Origin of the sequence: uncultured Sphingomonas sp., from assembly GCF_937859915.1 — a bacterium.
Classification (GTDB): Bacteria; Pseudomonadota; Alphaproteobacteria; order Sphingomonadales; family Sphingomonadaceae; genus Solisphingomonas.
This window is the reverse complement of the sequence record NZ_CALMAW010000064.1, coordinates 1-21,688: the sequence shown is the minus strand read 5'-3', so window position 1 is coordinate 21,688 and position 21,688 is coordinate 1. Positions and strand designations below refer to the sequence as shown.

The 21,688-nt window shown below is 70.1% G+C and carries 18 protein-coding genes, 1 pseudogene and 1 riboswitch; of the genes and pseudogenes, 4 read left to right on the top strand and 15 right to left on the bottom strand.

The genetic code is table 11. The annotated features are described in order from the left end of the window. Together Q0326_RS09095 and moaB are read left to right on the top strand one after the other, a co-directional pair. Nucleotides 1-1,840: lytic transglycosylase domain-containing protein (locus tag Q0326_RS09095; RefSeq protein ID WP_363303908.1), on the top strand; the 1,840-nt coding region annotated here is incomplete at its 5' end. Continuing rightward, nucleotides 1,840-2,367 carry a molybdenum cofactor biosynthesis protein B gene (gene moaB, locus Q0326_RS09090; RefSeq protein ID WP_298689370.1) on the top strand — a complete coding sequence of 176 codons (528 nt, stop codon included), beginning with the start codon at nucleotides 1,840-1,842 and terminating at the stop codon, nucleotides 2,365-2,367. The genes Q0326_RS09095 and moaB, both read left to right, overlap by 1 nt. A gap of 71 nt (nucleotides 2,368-2,438) precedes the next feature. On the opposite strand, the gene Q0326_RS09085 is transcribed toward moaB, so the two are convergent. Then, nucleotides 2,439-2,855: a hypothetical protein gene (locus Q0326_RS09085; RefSeq protein WP_298689368.1), complete on the bottom strand. Its 417-nt coding sequence runs from the start codon at nucleotides 2,853-2,855 to the stop codon at nucleotides 2,439-2,441. An 82-nt stretch (nucleotides 2,856-2,937) separates the two neighbouring features. Then, a complete protein-coding gene (locus Q0326_RS09080) occupies nucleotides 2,938-3,276 on the bottom strand; it encodes a VOC family protein (protein ID WP_298689366.1) in 339 nt (112 codons plus the stop codon). A gap of 54 nt (nucleotides 3,277-3,330) precedes the next feature. Here Q0326_RS09080 and Q0326_RS09075 point away from each other — a divergent pair, with 54 nt between their 5' ends. Then, nucleotides 3,331-4,419 carry a PA0069 family radical SAM protein gene (locus Q0326_RS09075; RefSeq protein WP_298689364.1) on the top strand — a complete coding sequence of 363 codons (1,089 nt, stop codon included), beginning with the start codon at nucleotides 3,331-3,333 and terminating at the stop codon, nucleotides 4,417-4,419. Nucleotides 4,420-4,531: 112 nt separating this feature from the next. Here Q0326_RS09075 and Q0326_RS09070 read toward each other — a convergent pair whose 3' ends face one another. From Q0326_RS09070 to Q0326_RS09030, 9 genes are all read right to left on the bottom strand, one after another. After that, nucleotides 4,532-4,873: a DUF962 domain-containing protein gene (locus Q0326_RS09070; protein ID WP_298689361.1), complete on the bottom strand. Its 342-nt coding sequence runs from the start codon at nucleotides 4,871-4,873 to the stop codon at nucleotides 4,532-4,534. 4 nt (nucleotides 4,874-4,877) lie between these two features. Next, complete coding sequence (gene dnaE, locus Q0326_RS09065) at nucleotides 4,878-8,540, bottom strand: DNA polymerase III subunit alpha (RefSeq protein ID WP_298689359.1); 3,663 nt, start codon at nucleotides 8,538-8,540, stop codon at nucleotides 4,878-4,880. A 64-nt stretch (nucleotides 8,541-8,604) separates the two neighbouring features. Further along, complete coding sequence (locus Q0326_RS09060; RefSeq protein ID WP_298689357.1) at nucleotides 8,605-9,885, bottom strand: cobyrinate a,c-diamide synthase; 1,281 nt, start codon at nucleotides 9,883-9,885, stop codon at nucleotides 8,605-8,607. Between the two features lie 4 nt (nucleotides 9,886-9,889). Beyond that, nucleotides 9,890-10,525, bottom strand: a complete 636-nt coding sequence (bluB, locus tag Q0326_RS09055) for a 5,6-dimethylbenzimidazole synthase (protein ID WP_298689372.1) — start codon at nucleotides 10,523-10,525, stop codon at nucleotides 9,890-9,892. Next, entirely contained in the window at nucleotides 10,522-11,157 is a 636-nt protein-coding gene (gene cobO / locus Q0326_RS09050) for a cob(I)yrinic acid a,c-diamide adenosyltransferase (RefSeq protein WP_298689355.1), read from the bottom strand. Before cobO ends, bluB begins: the two co-directional genes overlap by 4 nt. After that, nucleotides 11,157-15,077, bottom strand: a complete 3,921-nt coding sequence (gene cobN / locus Q0326_RS09045) for a cobaltochelatase subunit CobN (RefSeq protein ID WP_298689353.1) — start codon at nucleotides 15,075-15,077, stop codon at nucleotides 11,157-11,159. The genes cobO and cobN overlap by 1 nt, the downstream gene beginning before the upstream one ends. 446 nt (nucleotides 15,078-15,523) lie before the next feature. Beyond that, nucleotides 15,524-16,570 (bottom strand): cobalamin biosynthesis protein CobW, encoded by a 1,047-nt coding sequence (cobW, locus tag Q0326_RS09040; protein WP_298689351.1) that lies wholly within the window; start codon nucleotides 16,568-16,570, stop codon nucleotides 15,524-15,526. Nucleotides 16,571-16,618: 48 nt separating this feature from the next. Then, the gene (locus tag Q0326_RS09035; protein WP_298689349.1) at nucleotides 16,619-17,359 is read right to left on the bottom strand and encodes a CbtA family protein; all 741 of its coding nucleotides are present in this window, start codon (nucleotides 17,357-17,359) and stop codon (nucleotides 16,619-16,621) included. Nucleotides 17,360-17,368: 9 nt separating this feature from the next. Beyond that, nucleotides 17,369-17,596 (bottom strand): CbtB-domain containing protein, encoded by a 228-nt coding sequence (locus tag Q0326_RS09030; protein WP_298689347.1) that lies wholly within the window; start codon nucleotides 17,594-17,596, stop codon nucleotides 17,369-17,371. 32 nt (nucleotides 17,597-17,628) lie between these two features. Then, nucleotides 17,629-17,788, bottom strand: a riboswitch (cobalamin riboswitch). Nucleotides 17,789-17,802: 14 nt separating this feature from the next. On the opposite strand from Q0326_RS09030, the gene Q0326_RS09025 reads away from it, so the two are divergent. Continuing rightward, the gene (locus tag Q0326_RS09025) at nucleotides 17,803-18,363 is read left to right on the top strand and encodes a histidine phosphatase family protein (protein ID WP_298689345.1); all 561 of its coding nucleotides are present in this window, start codon (nucleotides 17,803-17,805) and stop codon (nucleotides 18,361-18,363) included. 112 nt (nucleotides 18,364-18,475) lie between these two features. On the opposite strand, the gene Q0326_RS09020 is transcribed toward Q0326_RS09025, so the two are convergent. From Q0326_RS09020 to Q0326_RS09005, 4 genes and pseudogenes are all read right to left on the bottom strand, one after another. Then, nucleotides 18,476-19,450, bottom strand: a complete 975-nt coding sequence (locus Q0326_RS09020) for a hypothetical protein (RefSeq protein ID WP_298689343.1) — start codon at nucleotides 19,448-19,450, stop codon at nucleotides 18,476-18,478. A gap of 39 nt (nucleotides 19,451-19,489) precedes the next feature. After that, on the bottom strand, nucleotides 19,490-20,509 hold the full coding sequence (locus Q0326_RS09015; RefSeq protein ID WP_298689341.1) for an alpha/beta fold hydrolase: 1,020 nt from the start codon (nucleotides 20,507-20,509) through the stop codon (nucleotides 19,490-19,492). Further along, a complete protein-coding gene (locus Q0326_RS09010) occupies nucleotides 20,506-21,219 on the bottom strand; it encodes a TylF/MycF/NovP-related O-methyltransferase (protein ID WP_298689339.1) in 714 nt (237 codons plus the stop codon). Before Q0326_RS09010 ends, Q0326_RS09015 begins: the two co-directional genes overlap by 4 nt. Further along, nucleotides 21,216-21,688, bottom strand: a pseudogene (locus Q0326_RS09005) (hypothetical protein); the annotation flags it as partial. The pseudogene Q0326_RS09005 and the gene Q0326_RS09010, both read right to left, overlap by 4 nt.

Below are 21,688 nucleotides of genomic sequence, written 5' to 3'. Positions count from 1 at the left end.
GCCTGCTGCTCGGAGTGCTTGCCCGGTGAACCCCCGCCCCCTCGCCATCGCCTCCGCGCTTGCCGCGGTGCTGCTGGCCGCGCCGTCGCAGGCCGCGTCCGACGCGATCCCCGCCCCCGCCGCGCTGCGCAGCGAAAGCGCCGCGACGCCGGCGACGACGGCCAGCAGCAACGCCGCGCTCACCGCCGACCAGCGCGCCGCCTACGCCGCGATCTTCGGCGCGATCCGCAGCGGTCGCTGGTCGGACGCGCAGGCGGGTATCCTGGCCGCCGGCGACGGCGTGCTGACCCCGGTCGCGCGCGCCGAACTCTATCTCGCCAAGAACAGCCCCCGCGTTGGCGGCGACGACCTGCTCGCGCTGCTCGCCGCCGCCCCCGATTTGCCGCAGGCGCCGCAACTCGCCGCGCTCGCCAAAAAGCGCGGGCTGGTCGACCTGCCCGCGCTGCCCGCACCGCGCGATCTCGATTGGGTCGATGGCCAGCCGCGCCGGCTCGCCGCGCGCGCCGCCAGCGGCGATCTCGCCGCCGCCGCGCTCGCCGCGCAGGCCAAGCCGCTGCTCAAGGCCGACAAGCCCGCGGATGCCGAACTCCTGCTCACCGGCGCGCTACCCCAGCTCTCCCCCGAAGCCGCGACCGAATGGCAGCAGCGCGTCGCGTGGAGCTATTATCTCGGCGGCGACGATGCCGACGCCACCCGTCTCGCCGCACAGGCCGCGCACGGCGCGGGCGACTGGTCGGTGCAGGCGGCGTGGGTGCAGGGCCTATCCGCGTGGCGTCAGCAGCAATGCGGCCCGGCCGAGGAGGCCTTCACCCGCGTCGGCAGCAATGCCAGCGACGCCGAAATGCGCGCCGCCGGCCTGTTCTGGACGGCGCGCGCCGAAATGGCCTGCGGGCGGTTCGACAAGGTCCAGCAGCGGCTCCGCGCCGCCGCGCGCAATCCCGAGACCTTCTACGGGCTGATCGCAGCGCGGCTGCTCGGCATCGTCGTGCCGAGCTCGGCGGTGGCGCCGCGGCTGACCGGCGAGGAATGGTCGTCGCTGGCGACACATCCCGACGTCCGCCGTGCCGCGGCTCTCGCCGAGATCGGCGAATATGGCCTCGCCGACGTGATGCTGCGCTGGCAGGCCAAGATCGGCGACGTCGCCGACCACAAGAAGCTGCTCCATCTTGCCGCGCGGCTCGATCTGCCCGCGACGCAGATCTGGCTCGCGCACAATTGCCCGACCGGCGAGGTCGTCGAGGCCTCGGCGCGCTATCCCGCGCCCAACTGGGTGCCGCAGGGCGGCTGGCAGGTCGACAAGGCGCTGGTGTTCGCGCACACGCTGCAGGAATCGCGCTTCCGCACCGATGCGCTGAGCGGCGCCGGCGCGCGCGGGCTGATGGGCGTGATGCCGGGCACCGCCGATCTCGTCGAGCGCCGTCGCGGCGGATCGCCGGCGGATCGCGCCACGCTCAACAGCCCGCAGGTCAACATGGCCTATGGCCAGGCCTATCTCGCGCAGCTCGCCGACCAAACCGATGCGACCGGCGGTCTGCTGCCCAAGGTGATCGCCGCCTATAATGCCGGCCCCAATGCGGTCGCGCGCTGGAACTTGGCCGCGCATGCCGACGCCGATCCGCTGCTCTATATCGAGAGCATCCCTTATGCCGAAACCCGCGGCTATGTGACCACCGTGCTGCGCAACTATTGGATGTACGAGCGCCAATCGGGCGAGAAGACGGTCAGCCTGAAGGCGCTGGCGCAGGGCGCGTGGCCGCGCTTCCCGGGTCGCGCCGGCGCCGCGCGCGCCGGGCTTGCGTCCGCGACGACCCGGCTTACCGCGGCGACGCTGGTCAACTGATGGCGATCGACGAGACGATCGCCTTCCGCCCCGTCCGCATCGCCGTCCTCACCGTCTCGGACACGCGCGGCGCCGCCGACGACCGCTCGGGCGACACGCTGGTCGCGCGGCTGACCGGCGCGGGCCATATCCTGGCGGACCGCGCGATCGAGAAAGACGATGCCGCGCTGATCGTCGCGCGGCTGCAGGGCTGGATCGCCGACCCGCAGGTCGATTGCGTGATCGCGACCGGGGGCACCGGCGTCACCGGTCGCGACGTCACCCCTGAGGCGTTCGCGCGCGTCTGGGACAAGGAGATCCCCGGCTTCGGCGAGCTCTTCCGCTGGCTGAGCTACGCCAAGATCGGCACCTCGACGATCCAGTCGCGCGCCTGCGCCGGGGTTGCCGCCGGCACCTATATCTTCGCGCTACCCGGCTCGACCGGCGCGGTGAAGGATGGCTGGGACGACATTCTCGCGACCCAGCTCGACATCCGCCACCGCCCCTGCAATTTCGTCGAGCTGATGCCGCGGCTGATGGAGCGTTAGGCGGCTCGACGTCGGTTTTCGACGATCATGCCAGATCGGACGACGAAGTCCGCCTGCTACCGCGGCACCGTTCAGCGATGGCGACCGCCAGCCCGCGGCGGCGGCGGGGTGAAGGTGCCGTGCATCGGGTGATATTGGCCGCCCGGCCGACCATGACCGCCCGGCCCGCCGTGCTGCCCCTGGCCGGGCCCGCCGAGCCCACCGGGGCCGCCCGGGCCACCGTTCATATCATGCCGGAAGTGACCGCTGCGATCGGCGCGGAACCGACCATGATCGGAATTGCGGTAATAGAACACGCCGCCGTCGCCCCAATAGCCGTCGGTGATCGGGCCATAATAATCGTCATAATAGCCGTCATAGCCGATCGGTCCGCCGGCCGGGCCGGTATAGCCATAGCCATATCCACCGCCATAGCCGCCACCGCCATAGCCGACGCATCCGGCGAGCGGCAGGGCAGCCGCGATTGCGAGCAGCGGTTTCTTGGTCATGGCATCCTCCGGGCGACGATTATGTCGTTGCCGATACAACCGGCGATACCCGCAATGGTTGCGGCTCGCCGCCGCGGGGCGCTCAGCGGTCGGCCTCCATTACCGCCAGTTCATGGCCGGACGGGTCGGTAAAATGAAAACGCCGGCCGCCGGGAAAGGCGAAGATCGGCCGCACCACCGTACCGCCCGCGGCCTCGACCCTCGCCGGCCAGGCGTCGAGATCGCGGACGTCGATCACCACCAGTGGCGCTTGGGTCGCTTCGCGTACATCGCCCTGCAGACCGAGGTCGACGTCGCCGGTCATCGTCGAGGCATAGCTCGGGCCGAAGGCGGTCAACGCCCAGCCGAAGGTCGTTTCGTAAAAGGCTCTGGCCGCGGCGGTGTCCGCGACCGGCAGTTCGACAAAGCTGATCCGAGCCATCGTTCGCCTCCCATTGTTCTTTCTTTGTTCTGACGGGCGCGCTATGGTCTGTCAATGGCGAGTCGGTATCCCGAGCAACGATCCGGACGCGGCGCGACGGTCAACGACCGGCCCCAGCGCTTCGGGCTGGCAGCGCGCGAGGCCGATGGCGACTGGCTCGACCAGCGCCACGACATCGACGGCGAGGCGCCGCCCCTGCGGACGATCGTGACGATCGAAAAGCCGAAGACGATCATCGCCCGCAACAGCTCGCCCGACATCGGCTTCGACCGCTCGATCAACCCGTACCGGGGCTGCGAGCATGGCTGCATCTATTGCTTCGCACGGCCGACGCACGCCTTCCACGATCTCTCGCCGGGGCTCGACTTCGAGACGCGGCTGTTCGCCAAGCCGGACGCGGCCGACCTGCTGCGCCGCGAACTCGCCGCGCCTGGCTATCGCTGCCGGCCGATCGCCTTCGGCACCAACACCGATCCCTATCAGCCGATCGAGGCGCGCTACCGGATCACGCGCGCCTGCCTCGCGGTGCTCGCCGAGACCCGGCATCCGATCACGATCACCACCAAGTCGGACCGCGTGCTCGCCGACCTCGAGCTGCTCCGCGGCATGGCGGCGGACGGTCTCGCGGCGGTGGCGATGTCGATCACCTCGCTCGACCCCAAGACCGCGCGCACGCTCGAGCCGCGCGCGCCGCATCCCGAGCGGCGGCTGGCCGCGGTGCGGACGCTGGCCGACGCGGGCGTGCCCGTCCATGTCTCGATCGCGCCGGTGATCCCGCAGATCACCGATCACGAAATCGAGCATCTCGTCGAGCGCGCGGCGCAGGCGGGCGCGCGGGGCGTGTTCTTCCTGCCGGTGCGCCTGCCCCACGAGGTCGCACCGCTGTTCCGCGCCTGGCTCGAGGCGCATCATCCCGATCGCGCCGCCAAGGTGATGGCGACGATCCAGTCGATCCGCGGCGGCCGCGACAATGACGGCAATTTCTTCACGCGGATGAAGGGCCAGGGGCCCTGGGCGGAGCTGCTCCGTACGCGCTTCACTATCGCGGTGCGCAAGGCGGGGCTCGGCCGCGAGCGGATGGCGCTGCGCACCGACCTGTTCCGACCGCCGGTGCTGCCGGGGCAGCAAATGTCGCTATTTTAGCGGAGCGCGGCCATCGGCACAGACATGTGCGCTCCGGTTCGCCAACCGAACGATCCACATCTCCATGTCCGTCGATCGCCGCGACGGTGCATCCATCCGATAGCAGGCGGCCCTAGCGACGCTCGCGCGGCGCGACGCCGGCCCGCTCGAGCTCCGGCGCCAATCGTCCGCTGATCCAGCAGCCATACATGCGAAAGTCCGCCGCGAGCGACCATAGCGGGTGGGTGAAGGTCGCGGGGCGGTTGTGCTCGACGGTGAGGTGCGCGAGCCACGCGAAGGCATAGCCCGCCACCGGCATCGCGGCGAACCACCAGCCATGGCCGGAGGCGATGCCGGCGATCGCGCACAGGAGGACGAGACTGGTCCCGGCATAATGGAGCGCGCGCGTCGCCGGGCGGGCGTGCTCGCGCAGATAGTGCGGCCAGAATTCGGCGAAGCTCGTCATCCGTGCCATAACCCTACCCCACCAAGGCCAGCCGCGGCCCTTCGACCGGCGCCAGCCGCGCCGCAGCGACGCCGGGAAGCTTCTCGATCCGCTGGACCATCTCGGCATCGAACAGATAGTCGCGCCCGGCGATCAGATGCGCGGTATCGCCATTGGGCAGGTTCGCGAACAGATGGAGCTCGCCGCGCCCGCCGCGCAACCCGTCGAGCGCGCGCGCCAGCGCCGCTGCCCCCGCCGGATCGTCGAGCGTGACGTCGAGCCGCAGCCGCGTCGCGATCGTCATGCCCTCGAACGGGCGGATGTTGCGGATGGTGACACGCGGCGTCTCGTCGCCAGGCTTGCGGTCGAGCTCGACCGACAGCAGGCCGCAGCCGCCCGCCTTGGCCGCCTCCTCGATGCGGACGGAAACCTCGTCGTCGAAGCAGCTCGCCTGGAACTGCCCCGAGGCGTCCGAACAGGCGATCATCAGATAGCGGCGGCCCTTGGCCGAGGTGCGCCAGCGCGCGTCCTCGATCAGCGCGGCCATCGAGACCGTCGGCGCCGGCTGGCGGCGGCCGCGCTCGTCGGGCTCGGGTTGCGGCGGCGCGGGCATCGCACACCATTCGGTGAAGCTGCGGCAGCCATGCGCCTGCGCGAGATGGCGATAGCTGTCGGTCGGATGCGCCGAGAAATAGAAGCCGAACGCCTCCTTCTCGGCGGCCATCGTCTCCGCCATCGACCAATGCTGGCCGGTGGGCAGCCGGATCGGCGGCACGTCGGCGGCCATGTCGCCGCCGAACAGCCCGCCCTGTCCGCTGATCCGCGCCGCCGCCGCCGCATTGGCGTGCGCGAGGATCGTCTCGGCGGCGGCGAAGATCGTCGCGCGGTCGTGGCCGAGCGCCTCGAACGCACCGCCCGCGGCGAGGCTTTCGAGCTGGCGGCGGTTAAGCAGCCGCGGATCGATGCGGTCGGCGAAATCCTCGAGCGTCTTGAACGGTCCGCCGGCGCTGCGCTCGACGCACATCTCATCCATCGCGCGCTCGCCGACGCCCTTGAGCGCACCCAAGGCATAGCGCACCGCCAGGCCGCCGTCGGGCCTGGTCTCGACGGTGAATTCGCCAGCGCTGTGGTTGATCGAGGGCGGCAGGCAGGCGACGCCGAGCCGGCGCATGTCGTCGGCGAAGATCGCCAGCTTGTCGGTCTGCGTCATGTCGAAGCACATCGAGGCGGCGAAGAATTCGGGCTTGTGATGCGCCTTCATCCACGCGGTCTGATAGGCGACCAGCGCATAGGCGGCGGCGTGGCTCTTGTTGAAACCATAGCCCGCGAACTTGTCGATCAAGTCGAACAGCTCATTGGCCTTCTGCGCGGGGATCCGGTTGTGCGTCGCGCAGCCCTCGACGAAGATCTGGCGCTGCTGGTCCATCTCGGCCTGGATCTTCTTGCCCATCGCGCGGCGCAGCAGATCGGCGCCGCCCAGCGAATAGCCCGCCAGGATCTGCGCGGCCTGCATCACCTGCTCCTGGTAGACGAAGATGCCGTAGGTCTCGCGAAGCACCGGCTCGAGCAGCGCGTGCGGGTATTGCACGTCCTCGCGCCCGTTCTTGCGCGCGCCGAACATCGGGATATTGTCCATCGGGCCCGGCCGGTAGAGCGAGACCAGCGCGATGATGTCCTCGAACGTCGTCGGGCGCACCGCCGACAGCGTGCGCCGCATGCCCTCGGATTCGAGCTGAAACACGCCCACCGTATTGCCGCTCATCAGCAGCTCGAACACCGCCGGATCGTCCCAGGTCAGCGCGGCGAGATCGACCGCGATGCCGCGCAGCGCCAGCATCTGCACCGCCTTGTGCAGCACCGACAGCGTCTTGAGCCCGAGGAAGTCGAACTTCACCAGCCCCGCCTCCTCGACATATTTCATGTCGAACTGGGTGACGGGCATGTCCGAGCGCGGATCGCGATAGAGCGGGACGAGCTGGTCGAGCGGACGGTCGCCGATCACCACGCCCGCGGCATGGGTCGACGAGTGGCGCGGGAAACCCTCGAGCTGCATCGCCAGGTCGAGCAGCCGCTTGACCTCGGGCTGGCGATATTCGTGCGCGAGTTCGGAGACGCCGTTGATCGCGCGGTCGAGCGTCCAGGGGTCAGTCGGGTGGTTGGGGATCAGCTTGGCGAGGCGATCGACCTGGCCATAGCTCATCTGCAGCACGCGGCCGGTGTCCTTGAGCACCGCGCGTGCCTTGAGCTTCCCGAAGGTGATGATCTGCGCGACCTGGCCGCGGCCATATTTCTCTTGGACGTAGCGGATCACCTCGCCGCGGCGGGTTTCGCAGAAATCGATGTCGAAGTCGGGCATCGACACGCGTTCGGGGTTGAGGAAGCGCTCGAACAGCAGCCCCAGCCGCAGCGGATCGAGATCGGTGATGGTCAGCGACCAGGCGACCACCGAGCCGGCGCCCGAGCCGCGGCCCGGGCCGACCGGAATGTCATGATCCTTGGCCCATTTGATGAAGTCGGCAACGATCAGGAAATAGCCCGGAAACCCCATGCCGACGATGACGTCGACCTCGAAGGCGAGCCGCTCGAAATAGGCGGCATATTTGGCTTCGAGCTCGGTCTCGGAGAGGGGGTCAGCATTCCCTCCTCCGTTCGTCCCGAGCGCAGTCGAGGGACCAGCCCCAAGCGCCGCGCCTGCCTCCTGTCCCTCGACTGCGCTCGGGACGAACGGCTTTTTAGCGATGGCTTCGAGCTGTTCCTGCCACCGCAACCGCGCGATCAGCCCCGCGCGCGCATCCGCCCGCAGCGCCGCCGCCTCGCCCTCGCGATCGCCGGCGAGGCTGGGCAGGATCGGCTTGCGCTTGGGCGCGGCGAAGGCGGTACGCTGCGCCACCACGCGGGTGTTCAAGATCGCCTCGGGTAGGTCCGCGAACAGCCGCGCCATCTCTTGCGCCGGCTTGAGCCAGGCCTCGGGCGACGAGCAGCGACGATCGCCCGAATCGACATAGGCGGAGTCGGCGATGCACAGCATCGCGTCGTGCGCCGCGTGGAAATGCGCTTCGGCGAAACAGGCCGGGTTGGTCGCGACCAGCGGCCAGTCGCGCGCATAGGCGAGGTCGATCAGCGCCGCCTCGGCCGCCTCCTCGATCGCATCGCCGCGCCGTGCCAGCTCGACATAGAGGCGGTCGCCGAACAGCGCCGCCAGGCGATCGGCATAGCGTTCGCCATGCTCAGCCTGTTCGGCCCCGAACAGCCGCGCCAGCGCGCCGTCGCCAGCGCCGGTCAGCGCGATCAGCCCATCGGTGCGGCCGTCGAGCGCATCAAGCGTGACATGCGCGTCGTCCTCCAGCGGTCGGCCGAGGTGCGCCGACGAGACCAGCGCGCAGAGATTGTCGTAGCCGGTCGCGTCCTGCGCATAGAGCGGCAGCCAGTCGATCACCGGCGATTTGCCCGGCTCGGCACCGCCGCAATCGCCCGGCCGTGCGACCGCGAGCAGCGTCCCGATGATCGGCTGCACCCCCTCCGCCTTGGCCGCCGCCGAATAGGCCATCGCGCCGTACAGGCCGTTGCGGTCGCAGATCGCGGTCGCCGGAAAGCCCAGCTTGCGGGCATGTTTGGCGAGGATCTTGGGCTCGATCGCGCCTTCGAGCATCGTATAGGCGGTGAACACGCGGAGCGGTACGAAGGGCGTCGGATCCATCGCCCGACTATGCGCGCGGATGACGATTCTGTGAAGCGCCGAGCCGCACCAAAAGCGTCGTCGGTCAGGCGATCAGGTGGAAGAAGGTCCCTGTCACCCGGCCGCGGCGCGATCCGGCGGAGCCGATCGCCCGGCCCTCGCCGTCGGTCATGTCGGCGAGCGGCTCGCCGTCATCGCGGGTGATGGTCGCATAGTGGAATTCGTGGCCGATGCTGGTCTCGGCATCGCTCGCGAAGGGCACCGCGCCCCGCCAGCGCGCGCGGCGATAGCCGAGATGCAGCTTGCGGCGCCCAAAGCTGGTCTCGATCGGCAGCAGCCCGGCCATCGCGTGGGATACGCCGTCGGCATCCTCGATCGCGTCACCGAGCACCATATAGCCCCCGCACTCGCCGTGGACCGCGCCGGCAAAGCCACGCAGCCCGCCCAGAAAGGCGCGATTGGCCGCGAGCCGCGCCGCGTGCAGCTCGGGATAGCCGCCCGGCAGCCAGCAGGCGTCGCAGTCCGCGGGCGGCGGCTGGTCGGCAAGCGGCGAGAAGAAGGCGATCTCGGCGCCGGACCGCCGCCACTGGTCGAGAAGGTGCGGATAGAGGAAGCCGAACGCCGCGTCGCGCGCCACCGCGATACGCTGGCCGGGCGGGCGCAGCGAGATAGTCGCCAGCGGCGCCTCAGTGACCGGTACCATCGCCGCGCGGACGGCGGCAAGGTCGACGTGCGCGGCGACGACGTCGGCGATCGCGTCGATCCGGTCGTCGAGTGCGCCGGTCTCGCCCGCCTGCACGAGCCCGAGGTGGCGCGAGGGCAACGCCAGCCGCGCGTCGGCCGGGATCATGCCCAGCAAGGGTATCGCGATCTGTGCGAAGCCGGCGGCGATCATCCGTCCGTGGCGATCGCTGGCGACGCGGTTGACGATCGCGCCGATCACGGTCGGGCCGCCCGGATAGGTGGCGAGCCCGTGCGCGAGCGCGGCGACGGTCTGCGCCGATCCGCCCGCGTCGAGCACGAGCAGCACCGGCCAGTTAAGCGTCCGCGCAACGTCGGCGGTAGCGCCCTGGCCGCCCGCGACCCCGTCGAACAGCCCCATCGTCCCCTCCGCGACGAGCGTGTCCGCCGCGATATGCGCCGCCAGCCCCCGCATCGTCGCGGGCGACATCGCGAAGCCGTCGAGCGCGACAGACGGCATGCCCGTCGCCGCGGCGTGAAAGCCGGGATCGATATAGTCGGGGCCGAGCTTGGCGCCCGCGACGACGAGCCCCTGGCGCCGCAGGGCGCGCTGCAACCCGATCGTGATCACGGTCTTGCCGCTTCCCGATCGGGCGGCGGCGACGATCAGCGCGCGCGCGGACATCGCCTCAGCGCGTCTCGACCGGCGCGGCGTCGCGCGCCTGCCAGCCGCGACGCTCGAGCTCGGGCGTGTCATGCTCGTCCTCGGGATAGCCGATGCAGAGCAGCGCGATCAGCGACCAGTCCGCGGGCACGCGCAGCATCGCGTGGACCACGATCGGATCGAGGATCGACACCCAGCCGATCCCGATCCCTTGGGCGCGGGCGGCGAGCCACAGCGTGTGGATCGCCATCGCGGTCGAATAGCGCAGCATCTCGGGCATCGTCGCGATGCCGAGCCCGTGGCCCGCGACCGGGGCCGCCTCCGAGAACACCGCGACAAGTTCGGGTGCCTCGCGCAGCCCGTGGAGCTTGAGCGCGCGATAGGCCGCAGCGCGCTCCGCATCGTAGCGACACGCCGCCCGCTCGCTCTCGGCGTCGACATGCGCCGCCAGCCGCGCGCGGAGTTCCGCGTCGACGATCCGCACGAACCGCCACGGCTGCGCATTGCCGACCGACGGCGCGAGATCGGCGAGCGCGAGCAGCGCGTTCAGTGCGCCCGCGGGCAGCGGATCGGTCCGGAAATGCCGCACGTCGCGCCGCCACGCGAACAGGGCGCGCAGTTCGTCGCGGAAGGCGGCGGAAAAGGCGGGCGGCTCGCTCAGAATTCGATCCCCGCCTGCGCCTTCACGCCCGCGCGGAACGGGTGCTTGATCATCGTCATCTCGGTGACGAGATCGGCCGCCTCCATCAGCGCCTCGGGCGCGTTGCGGCCGGTGACGATGACATGCTTGTCCTCGGGCTTGGCGGTGAGCACCGCGAGCACCTCGTCGAGCGGCAGATAGTCGTAGCGCAGCACGATGTTGAGCTCGTCGGCGAGCACCATCTTATAGGCGGGATCGGCGATCATCCGCTTGACCTCCTCCCACGCCTCGCGCGCCACCGCGATGTCGCGCGCGCGGTCCTGCGTGTTCCAGGTGAAGCCCTCGCCCATCGGCTTGAACTCGACCTGGTCTGGGAAGGCGTCGAACACCGTTTTCTCGCCGGTCTCCCAGCCGCCCTTGACGAACTGGACGACGCCGATCTTCATGCCGTGCCCGATCGCGCGGATCACCATGCCGAGCGCAGCGGTGGTCTTGCCCTTGCCCTTGCCGGTGTGGACGATCAGCAGGCCCTTTTCCTGCGTCTTGTTGGCCATGATCTTGTCGTGCGCGGCCTGCTTCTTCTTCATCTTCTCATTGTGGCGCGCGTCGCCCGTGAGGGGCTCGTCGGCGGGATTCCGGTCGTCGGCCTGCATCAGGCATACTCCTGCAATTCGGCGAGCAGCAGGCCCGCGCTGTTCGATTTGGGTTTCCACAGCCCGCGGTCGAGCGCCTCGGCGAGCCGCGCCGCGGTCTCGCGCAGCGCCGCCGGATTGGCCTCGGCCAGGAAGGCGCGCACCGCCTCGTCCTCGATGAAGGCGGCGTGGACCGCGTCGAAATGATGGTCGCGCACCGCGTGCGTGGTGGCGGCGAAGGCGAAGAGATAGTCGACCGAGGCGGCGATCTCGAACGCGCCCTTGTAGCCATGGCGCATCACCCCCGCGATCCACTTGGGATTGGTGACGCGCGCCCGCACGACCCGGCCGATCTCGTCCTCGAGCGTCCTGATCACCGGCCGCTCGGGGCGGCTGTGGTCATTGTGATAGGAGATCGGCTTGGCACCCTTGAGGTGCTCGATCGCCGCCGCGATCCCGCCCTCGAACTGATAATAGTCGTCGCTGTCGAGCAGGTCGTGCTCGCGATTGTCCTGGTTCTGCACGACCGCATCGACCGCCGACAGCCGCGTCGCGAACAGCTCGCGCTCTTCGTCGCCCTCGATGCCGCCGCCATAGGCATAGCCGCCCCAGTCAAGATAGATTCCGGCAAGATCGGCGCGCTCGTGCCAGAGCTTCTCGTCGATCATCGCCTGCAGTCCCGCGCCATAGGCCCCCGGCTTGGACCCGAAGACGCGCGCGCCCGCGCGACGCTCGGCCACAGTGGCTGCGACGCCGCGGTCGACCAAGCCCGCGGTCTCGGCGCGGTGGCGCGCGGCGGCGGGATTGTCGTGCGCGGGCTCGTCGAGCGCCATGATCTGGCGCGCGGCGCTGTCGATCAGGTCGATCTGCTCGGGGAAGGCGTCGCGGAAGAAACCCGAGACGCGGAAGGTGACGTCGACGCGCGGGCGGCCGAGTTCGGTCACGCTCATCAGCTCGAAGCCGGTGACGCGGCCCGAGGTCCAGTCCCAGCGCGGTCGGGCGCCCATCAGCGCGAGCGCCTGCGCGATGTCGTCGCCGCCGGTGCGCATGTTGGCGGTGCCCCAGGCGGAGAGCGCCATCGCGCGGGGGTATTCACCCTCGCGCTGGAAAAAGTCCTCGACGAGCAGCTGCGCCGAGCGGAAGCCCAAGTCCCAGGCGGTCGCGGTGGGGACGGCGCGGGTGTCGACCGAATAGAAGTTGCGCCCGGTCGGCAGCACGTCGGGCCGCCCGCGCGTCGGCGCGCCGGAGGGGCCGGGGGCGACGAAGCGGCCGTCGAGCCCGGTCAGCAGCGCGGTGCGCTCGGCATCGCCGCACGCGTCGACGCGCGGGCCAAGGTCGTCGCGGATCGCGGCGAGCACGGCGGCGGTGGCGGGCCATTCTCCCCTCCCCTTCAGGGGAGGGGTCGGGGGTGGGGCGTCTCCGCAGGCGCTGCGCTCGGAGACAGGCCCCACCCCCACCCCCCCCCCCAAGGGGAGGGGCTTGCCCCCCACCAGCCGCAGCGCCAGCAATTCCAGCCGCTCGACCGTATCCCCCGCGGTCCGCCACGGGTCGTCCGACACCGCCGCGAGCGCATCGGGCCGCGGCCCTTCCCAGCGGTCGCCCATCGTGCAGTCGAGCGGATCGAAGCCGAGCGCGAGGTCGTCCGCCATCGCGCGCAGCAGCGAGGCATGGCCGCCCTGCCCGTCGCCGCGCGGCGTGCGGGCGAGCGCGATCAGCAGGTCGTCGCGCAGCCCGCCCTCGGGCGAGCGGGTGAAGATGTGCAGCCCGTCGCGGATCTGCATCTCCTTGAGCTCGCACAGATAATTGTCGAGCGCGGCGAGCGCGTCGTCATCCTCGCCGACCATCCCGGCGTCGCTGTCGAGCCCCTGCGACCGAGCCAGATCGAGGATGTCGCGGCGCAGCCGGACGATCCGGCGCGGGTCCATGCCGGCGGCGAGATAATATTCGTCGACCAGCGCTTCGAGCTGCTTGAGCGGGCCATAGCTCTCCGCGCGGGTCAGCGGCGGGGTGAGGTGATCGACGATCACCGCGCCGATCCGGCGCTTGGCCTGCGTGCCCTCGCCGGGATCGTTGACGATGAACGGATAGAGCTGCGGCACCGCGCCCGCGCAGATCTCGGGAAAGCAGGTCTCGGTCAGCGCCAGCGCCTTGCCCGGCAGCCATTCGAGATTGCCATGCTTGCCGACATGCACGACCGCATGCGCGCCGAACTTTTGGTTGAGCCAGATGTGGAAGGCGAGATAGCCGTGCGGCGGCGGCAGCGCCGGGTCGTGATAGCTGGTCTTGGGATCGATATTGTAGCCCCGCGCCGGCTGCACCGCCACCGCGATCGCACCGAACCGATGGACCGCAAGCCGGAACGCGCGGTCGCGCACGAAGGGATCGTCGGCGGGTTCGCCCCAGCGCTGTGTGACCGCCTCGCGTACGGCCAGCGGCATCGCGTCGAACGCGGCATGATAGTCGGCGAGGCTCAGGCTACACCCCCCGACTCCCTCGTCACCCCAGGCTTGACCCGGGGTCCCGCTGCCTTCCGCCGCGGACAAGAAGCGAGACCCCGGCTCATGGCCGGGGTGACGGGATTGGTCGGGAGCGACGCGATCCAGCGACCCGGCCTGATTCGTCACCCCGCCCGTCATCACGCGCATCAGCGCGGCGCCGTCAACGGGCGCATCGCCGGTCGCGTAGCCCGCCTCTCCCAGCGCCACCAGGATCGCCGCCGCGCTCGCGGGCGTGTCGAGCCCGACGCCATTGCCGATCCGGCCGTCGCGATTGGGATAGTTGGCGAGCACCAGCGCGATCCGCCGTTCCACGACAGGCGTTCGCCGCAGCCGTGCCCAGCCCGCAGCGACCTTGGCGACGAACGCGACGCGGTCGGGCACGACGCGCGGCACGACGATGCTGCATTCGGTGCGCGTATCGAACCGCGCCGCCGCCTTGAACGCGATCGCGCGGGTGAACAGCCGCCCGTCGACCTCGGGCAGCGCGACGTTCATCGCGAGGTCGCGCGGCCCCAGCCCCCGCGCGCTCGCCTCCCAGGCGGATTGCTCGACGCCGGCGAACAGCGTCTGCAGGATCGCGCAGTCGGCCGTCTCAAGTACGCCGGGCACGCGGTTCTCGCCCGGTGCCGACGAAGCGAAGGCGGTCGCGTTGACGATTACGTCGGGCGCCAGCGCGGGCAGCACGCCGCGCAGCCAGTCGACCGCGAATGGTTCGCGCAGCGCGCGGACATGCACCGCGGCGACGTCGAGCCCCGCCGCCTCGAGCCCGCCGACCAGCGCGTCGACCGCCTCGAGCGTCCCCGCGACGAGCAGCGCACGGTAGAAGACGACGAGCGCGACCGGGCGCCCGCCTGTCCAGCGCGCGCGCACCTCGGCGAGCCCGGGCCGCTCGTGGCCGGGGACGTAGAAGCCGGCGTCGGCGACGGGCACCGGATCGTCGGGCGTCCCCGCATCGCTGCCGATCAGCCTGGCGGCGGTGCGCAGGAACGCCGCGGCGTTGGCGACGCCGCCCTGGCGCAGATAGTCGCGCAGCCGCTCGCAGGTCTCGGCCGGCAGCGTCGAGGCGCGATCGAGCGCGGGGTCGCCCTCGCGGCCGTCGGCGATCGCGGCGAAGGCGATGCCGCGCTCGCGCGCCACCCGGGCGATCTCGTCAATGCCATAGGGCCAATAGCTCTTGCCGCCGAGCAGCACGACGCAGATGAATTTGGCGTGCTGGATCACCCCCTCGACATACAGGTCGACGGAGTAAGGATGTTTGAGCTGGAGCAGGTTGGCGAGCCGGACGCGCGGCGCGCCCTCGCCCAGCGCCTCGGCGGCGCGCGCGAAGCAGGCGAGGTCGCTGTCGGCCACGGTGAGCAGCACGATGTCGCCCGGCGTCTGGCCGAGATCGATCGCCTCCTCGCCCGAGGTGACGGTGCCGGACGTGGCGGAAAGAAGATGCATCAGCCGACGCCCCGCCCGTGCCACCGGTTCGGTTCGTCCCGAGCGCAGTCGAGGGACGGTCCGCAAGCGCGCCGCCCGCGACATGCACTTCGACTGCGCTCAGTGCGAACGGCGTGGGAGCGAACGGAGTGAGGGAGAACGGAGTTGGGGGCGGCGTTCCACATCAACCGGCGCCCGGCCCGAGCCACCCACCCCGTTCGTCCCGAGCGCAGTCGAGGGACAGGCCGCAGGCACACCGCTTGCAACATGCACTTCGACTTCGCTCAGTGCGAACGGAGCAGGGGCGAACGGAGGTGGGGGCGGCGTTCCGCATCAGCCGGCGTCCGGCCCGAACCACCTACCCCGTTCGTCCTGAGCGCAGTCGAAGGACATGCGCCAAGCGCAACGCCTGCAACACGCACTTCGACTTCGCTCAGTGCGAACGGGACTGTGGCGAGCGCTCTGCATCAGCCGGTCTCGGCCCCGGTCGCAGCCCCGATCGCCGTCTCGATCGCGGCGCGGTCGAGACCCTTCTGGCCGATCACGACCAGCTGGGTACGGCGCGCTTCGTCGGGCTTCCAGGCGCGGTCGAAATGATGCTGGATGCGCGGGCCGACGCCCTGCACCAGCAGCCGCGCCGGCTTGCCGGCCACCGCGACGAAGCCTTTGACGCGCAATATGTCGTGCGCCTCGATCGCGCCGCCGATCGCGGCGATCAGCGCGGCGGTGTCGCCGATCTCGCCGGCCTGGACGACGAAGCTGTCGAAATCGTCATGGTCGTGATCCTCCTCGCTGTCGTGATGCGACACCCGCGCGTCGACATCGTCCTCGGCGCCCGCCCCCAGCCCGAGCAGCACGCCGATATCGACCGCGCCGTGGCTGGCGCGGATCACCCGCACGCCGGCGCGCGTCTCGCCGTCGATCGACTGCTGGACCGTCGCGAGTGCGTCGGCATCGACCAGATCGGTCTTGTTGAGGATGACCAGATCGGCGCAGGCGAGCTGATCCTCGTACAATTCCTCGAGCGGACTGTCGTGATCGAGGTTCGGATCGGCGGCGCGCGCCGCCGCGAGCGCGACCTCATCGGTGGCGAAGCGCCCGGCGGCAACCGCGTCGGCATCGATCAGCGCGATCACGCCGTCGACCGTCGCCCGCGCGCGGATGTCGGGCCATTGGAACGCCTTGACCAGCGGCTTGGGCAGCGCCAGCCCCGAGGTTTCGATGATGATATGCTCGGGCGGGTCGGCGCGATCGAGCAGCTTCTGCATCGTCGGGAGGAAATCGTCGGCGACGGTGCAGCAGATGCAGCCATTGGCGAGCTCGACGATGTCGTCCTCGGGGCAGGCGGCGTCGTTGCAGCCCTTCATCAACTCGCCGTCGACACCGACGTCGCCGAACTCGTTGATGATCAGCGCGAGCCGGCGCCCCTTGGCGTTCTGCAGCAGGTGGCGGATCAGCGTCGACTTGCCCGCGCCGAGAAAGCCCGTGATGACGGTGGTCGGAACCTTGGCCATGATATCTGTCTGTCCTTCATCGAGGGCCCGGCGCGCCGGGCGTCTGTATCAGCGCGGCGCGACGCCCCGGCGCAGCCGCCGCTCGGCCATCCAGCCGAAGCCGAGCCCGATCGCCGCCCACAGGATCAGCTGCATGCCGAGCGAGACGATGCGGAAATCCCACAGCAGCGAGGCGGGGAAATCGTTCGGCACCTCGTCGATCCGCGGCAGGCCGATCTGTGCCAGCGCGACGACGAGGATGTACGCCGCGACCGCGCCGACCAGCGCGTTGAACGCCCCCCACCGCCCGACCAGCATCGTCCGCACGCGCGCCGCGACGATCAGCGCGACGATCGACACCGCGATCATCGCGAAATAGGCGGCGGTGCGCAGCTGGATCGTGTCGCCATGGCCGACCGCGGGCGGGTTGGGCGGATATTTGAGCGCGGGGACGACCGCGATGATCGCGAAACCCAGCGCCGCGATCAGCAGCGCCAGCGTCCTGGGCCCGATCCGGCCGACGCGGCCGTAGCAATAGGCGAACACGAGCGAGAAGATCCCGCCAAGCGCGGCGCCATAGAGCACCGCCGCGGTCGCCAGCCCGAGACTCTTCTGCACCGCGCGGCTGACCGGCGCCTCGGCCCCGTCGTCGTCATGGCCACCATGCATCCCGGCGTGCGACTCATGCGCCGCCTCGAACGCGATCGCGCGATCGACCAGCGGCTCGGCATAGACGCGGGCGAACAGGGTCGCGAGCAAGGCCGCGAGGATGCCCGCCAGCATCCCGCGCCACAGCAGATCCTTGGTCATCGGACCTGCCTAGTGGCAGGGAAAGCCGAGCAGATGGCGGCCGTCATGCACGAATTCGTGCACCGACGTGCCCTTGAACAGCGCGACGGCGCCCTGCTCGGTGCTGACGAAATAGAGCAGGATCAGCGCGAGCAGCAGCCCGAGCACCGCCCAGGGCGCGAACTCGCCGACCGGGATCGCGGGCGCTCCGGATACCGGAATGAAGGGATCGTCGAACGCGGGGGCAGCCGTTGCCATGATGTCTCTCCGTACGGGATAGCGCGTCCCGGATAAGAATAGGGTTCCAGGGCAGAGGTCTGACTCTCGACAGGAGCGCAGGCTCCCGCGATAACAGTGGCGCGACCGTGCCGGAATCTCGCCGGCTTCTCTGCCAAGGCTCGCTGCCACCTGCTTAGGGGGGAAGCGGCCACCGCGTCAATCTTGCCCGAGGCCGCGCCCCCGCGATGCGACTGACCTTCCTCTGCGCCGCCGCGACGGCTTCGAGCCGGATCGGTGGATTCCCGGCAGCCGACGAACCGCTCGACGAGGGCGGGCGCCGCAAGGCCGCCGGGTTTCGGCCCCTCGCCCCTTCCGCGTCGCATATCCTCATGAGTCCGTCACGATCGGCGCGCGAGACGGTCGAGGCGCGGGGGCTTGCGGCGCGTATCGAGCCGCGCCTCGCGGACCAGGATTTCGGCGGTTGGACCGGGCGCTCGCTCGTGGATGTGCAGCGAGACGCGCCCGACCAGTTGGCCGCGTGGATCGCGGACCCGACCGCCGCTCCGCCGGCGGGCGAGACGATGGCGGCGCTGGTTGACCGGGTCGGATCGTGGCTGGCCGAGCAGGCGGCGGACGGCCCCGCCACGCTGGTCGTCAGCCATGCGTCGGTGATGCGGGCGGCGCTGGTGCATACGCTGGCGATACCCGCCGCCTCGGCGCTCCGGATCGACATTGCGCCGCTCGCGACGCTGACCCTGTCCTATCGTTCAGTGTGGCGGCTGCAGGAGCTGCGAGGGCCGCGGTAGCCTTTGCGGACGCGCCCCGCCGTCATTGGCAGTCTAGCGACGCAATCCAGAGCCACGAGCGGCAGCCTCGATTGCTTCGGCGCGGCGCACCCCGCAATGACAGGCCACGCGCCTAGATCACCAGCTCGTCCGGCCCATGGCGCCGATCATGGCCGAGGACATAGGTGCCGGCGAGCACGAGGTCGGCGACCCAGATGAAGCCGCCGTTGAGGAAGAAGTCGGTGTCGAGCCCGACCCACGCCGCATTATATTTGCCGTTGGCGAGCCAGAAGCCGTCAAACAGCTCGATCACCGCGCCCTGCAACAGCAGCAGCGCGAGCAACCGATGATCGTGCCGCTTCACCGCATACCAGAGCGCGAACAGAATGAAGGCGCCGAAGGCAAGGTTGCGCGTGCCGATCATCCGCGCGGGTAGCAGCGCGCCGAACAAGTCCGCCCCCGTCCCCCAGTCCGGGAACGGCCGGAACGCCTGCGTCCAGAACCAGATGCTGTCGAAATACCACCATTTGGCGAAGAGCAGTTTCATCCCCGCATAGGCGATCGCGACCGCATAGCAGAGATAGATGAAATAGCGGTCGAGGAAGCGCGCCACCGTGGACAGCCCCGCGGGCTCGCGAGGGATCGCATGCGGCACCGCGCGGGCATGGAGCCCCGACAGCAGCCAGGCCGCGAACAGCAGCAGCGCGACCCAGATCAGATTGGTCGTCATCGTCTGAGTCGTCGCCGCGGTCGACCAGCCGTCGGCCTTGCCGATCGCCAGCCACAGCGTGTCGAGCAGTTCGATCGCGGCGGCCTCGCACGCGAACAGCGCCGGCATATGATAGGCGCGCACGCTGAACGCGGCGGTCAGCGCCGCGAGCAGCCCGATCGCAGCGCCCAGCGCGCGCGTGCCCAGCCATTTCGACGGCAGCAGCGCCCCGTACAGCGCCGGCCCCGTGCCCCAATCGGGAAACGGCCGCGCCAGCACGACCCAATGCGCCAGCCCGTGGAACCAGAATTGCCCGGCGAGCAACGCCTTGGTCAGCATATAGCCGAGCAGGATCGCGACCGCGACGAGGATGGCGACGGGGTGCTGGCGAATGGTCATGACGAGGCCTCCTTTCGAACCCGGCGGGATGGGGACGGGTCAGGGCGCATGCGCGCGCACCCAGGCGTCGATGCCGTCGACGAGCTCGGCGGGCGGCGTGAGGATCATCAGATGCGGAAGGTCACCGAGCAGCAGGAACTGCTTCTCGCAGGTCAGCATCGCGAAGATGCGCTGCTCATAGGCGACGGGAAACACCTCGTCGCCCTCCGACGAGATCAGCATCACCGGCATCGTGATCCGGTCGAGCGGATGCGCGGGCTTGGTCTTGGCCAGCGTCGAGATCGCGCCGAGGCTGTAGGCGAGCGTCGCCAGCGGATCCTTCTCCATCAGCTTCATCGCGCTGCCGGGCGGGCCGCCGTTGGGGAGATGCAGCTTGTTGAACGGCAGGTACCAGTTCACCGGCAGCGACCAGGCGCGCATCAGCAGGAACAGCCGGCAGAGCAGCGGCACCAGGAACAGCGGCGGCCTGAAGATCGAGATCTGACGGATCGTGTTGCCGTCGAGCCAGGCGATATTGTGGCAGACGACGGTCGCGATATTGGGGTCGGCGGTCGCCGCAACGTAGAGCGAGACCACCCCGCCCTGGCTGCTCCCCGAGAACACTACCTTCTTGCCGAAACGGTGGCGGGCGTAGGCGGCGACCTTGCGGCCGTCGGCGATCATCTGCGGGATCGTGAACAGCCCGCGCTTGGCGCCGCTGCGGCCATGCCCGCGCGGATCATAGGCGACGATCGTATAGCCCCGCGCGTGCAGGTCGACGAGCAGCTGCGCGTAAAGCTGGGCATAGACCGCGGTGCCCGGCATGAAGACATAGACCGGCGCGTCGGGCCGCCCCTGCAGAATATAGAGCGCGAGGCAGACGCCATCGCTGACCTCGAGATAGTCGCGCTCGAACCCCGCGGGATCGGCGGTGATGCCGAAGCGATGATAGATTTTGGCGAGATAGGCGATCAGCTCGCACTCATAGGGGCGGCGCTGCGCCATGTACCAGGCGCTGGCCAGCCACCACAGCAGCAGCAGTGCGACGAGGATCGCGAACAGGATCAGGAGAATGGTCATGCCGCCAGCCTTTCCTTGCCCATACAGACCAGCATCGCCTGCGTGCTCGGCAGCTCGATCGGCCGCTCGGGGCGATCCATCAGAAAGTCGGCGAAGGCGCGCTCGACGCCGGGCAGCATCGAGAAGTCGTGGCTGAGGATGATCCCGCCCGGCACCATGCGCGGATAGAAATAGGCGAGCCCCGCCAGCGTGCTGTCGTAGAGATCGACGTCGAGATGGACGAAGCTGAAGCGGAGCGCGCCGAGCCCGCGCGCCGATCGCGGGAAGGCGCCGACATGAAAGGCGAGATTGTCGTGCGCCGCCAGCCGCCGCCGGACGCGATCGAGGTCGGTCACGAACTGGCCGCGGCGCAGCACGCGGCGCTCGTCGGCGCGGGGTTCGGGCAGACCCTCGAACGTGTCGAACAAATGCAGCGTCCGGTGCGGTGCGGCGGTGGCGAGCACGGTCGCCGAACTGCCCTCGAACACGCCAAATTCAGCCATGTCGCCGGCCAGCGCCGCCTGCGCCGAGGCGATGCCGTAGAGCGTGAAATGCTCGTTGGCGGTGAGCAGCGACTCGCGCCCGCGCCGGCTGCCGCGGATCAGCGTCATCGCCTCGCGCCGCTTGTGTCCGCGCATCGCGACGGTCTCTATCGCCGAGAGCAGCCCGATCGCCGAGCGCCGCAGCATCCGGTTGCGACCGACGACGCGCTGGACGAGCGGATGCTTCATCCACATGCTTGCGGCTCCCGCTCGCGATAGGCGATCGTCGCGACCGCAGGGCAGTCGGCGGGCAAGCCGACGTCGCGCCAGCGCCAGAAGCTGCCGCCGAGCTGCACCGATCCGCTGTTCGCGCTGAGCGGCGAGCGGAAGCGCATGCCGAGCCCGAGCCCGGTCGCCTTGACCACCGCCTCGCGCCGCGTCCAGCGCTGCAGCCGCTCGGTGGGATCGGCCACGTCGCCCCCGACCTCGTCGCGCAGCGTGCGGTGGACCCGGCGCTCGATATCGATGCCGAGCTCGATCGCCGCGACCGCGACCAGCGCGAACCGTCCGCTGCGGCTGGCGTTGAAGTGCAGCGGCGGGGTCCGCGCCGCGCGCAGCATCGGCTTGCCCCGCGCGCCGACGACCAGCCCGACGTCCGCCTCGGCGCAGCCGAGCGCGCCCGCAAGGATCCGTCGCAGCCACCGGCCCGCGATCGCGC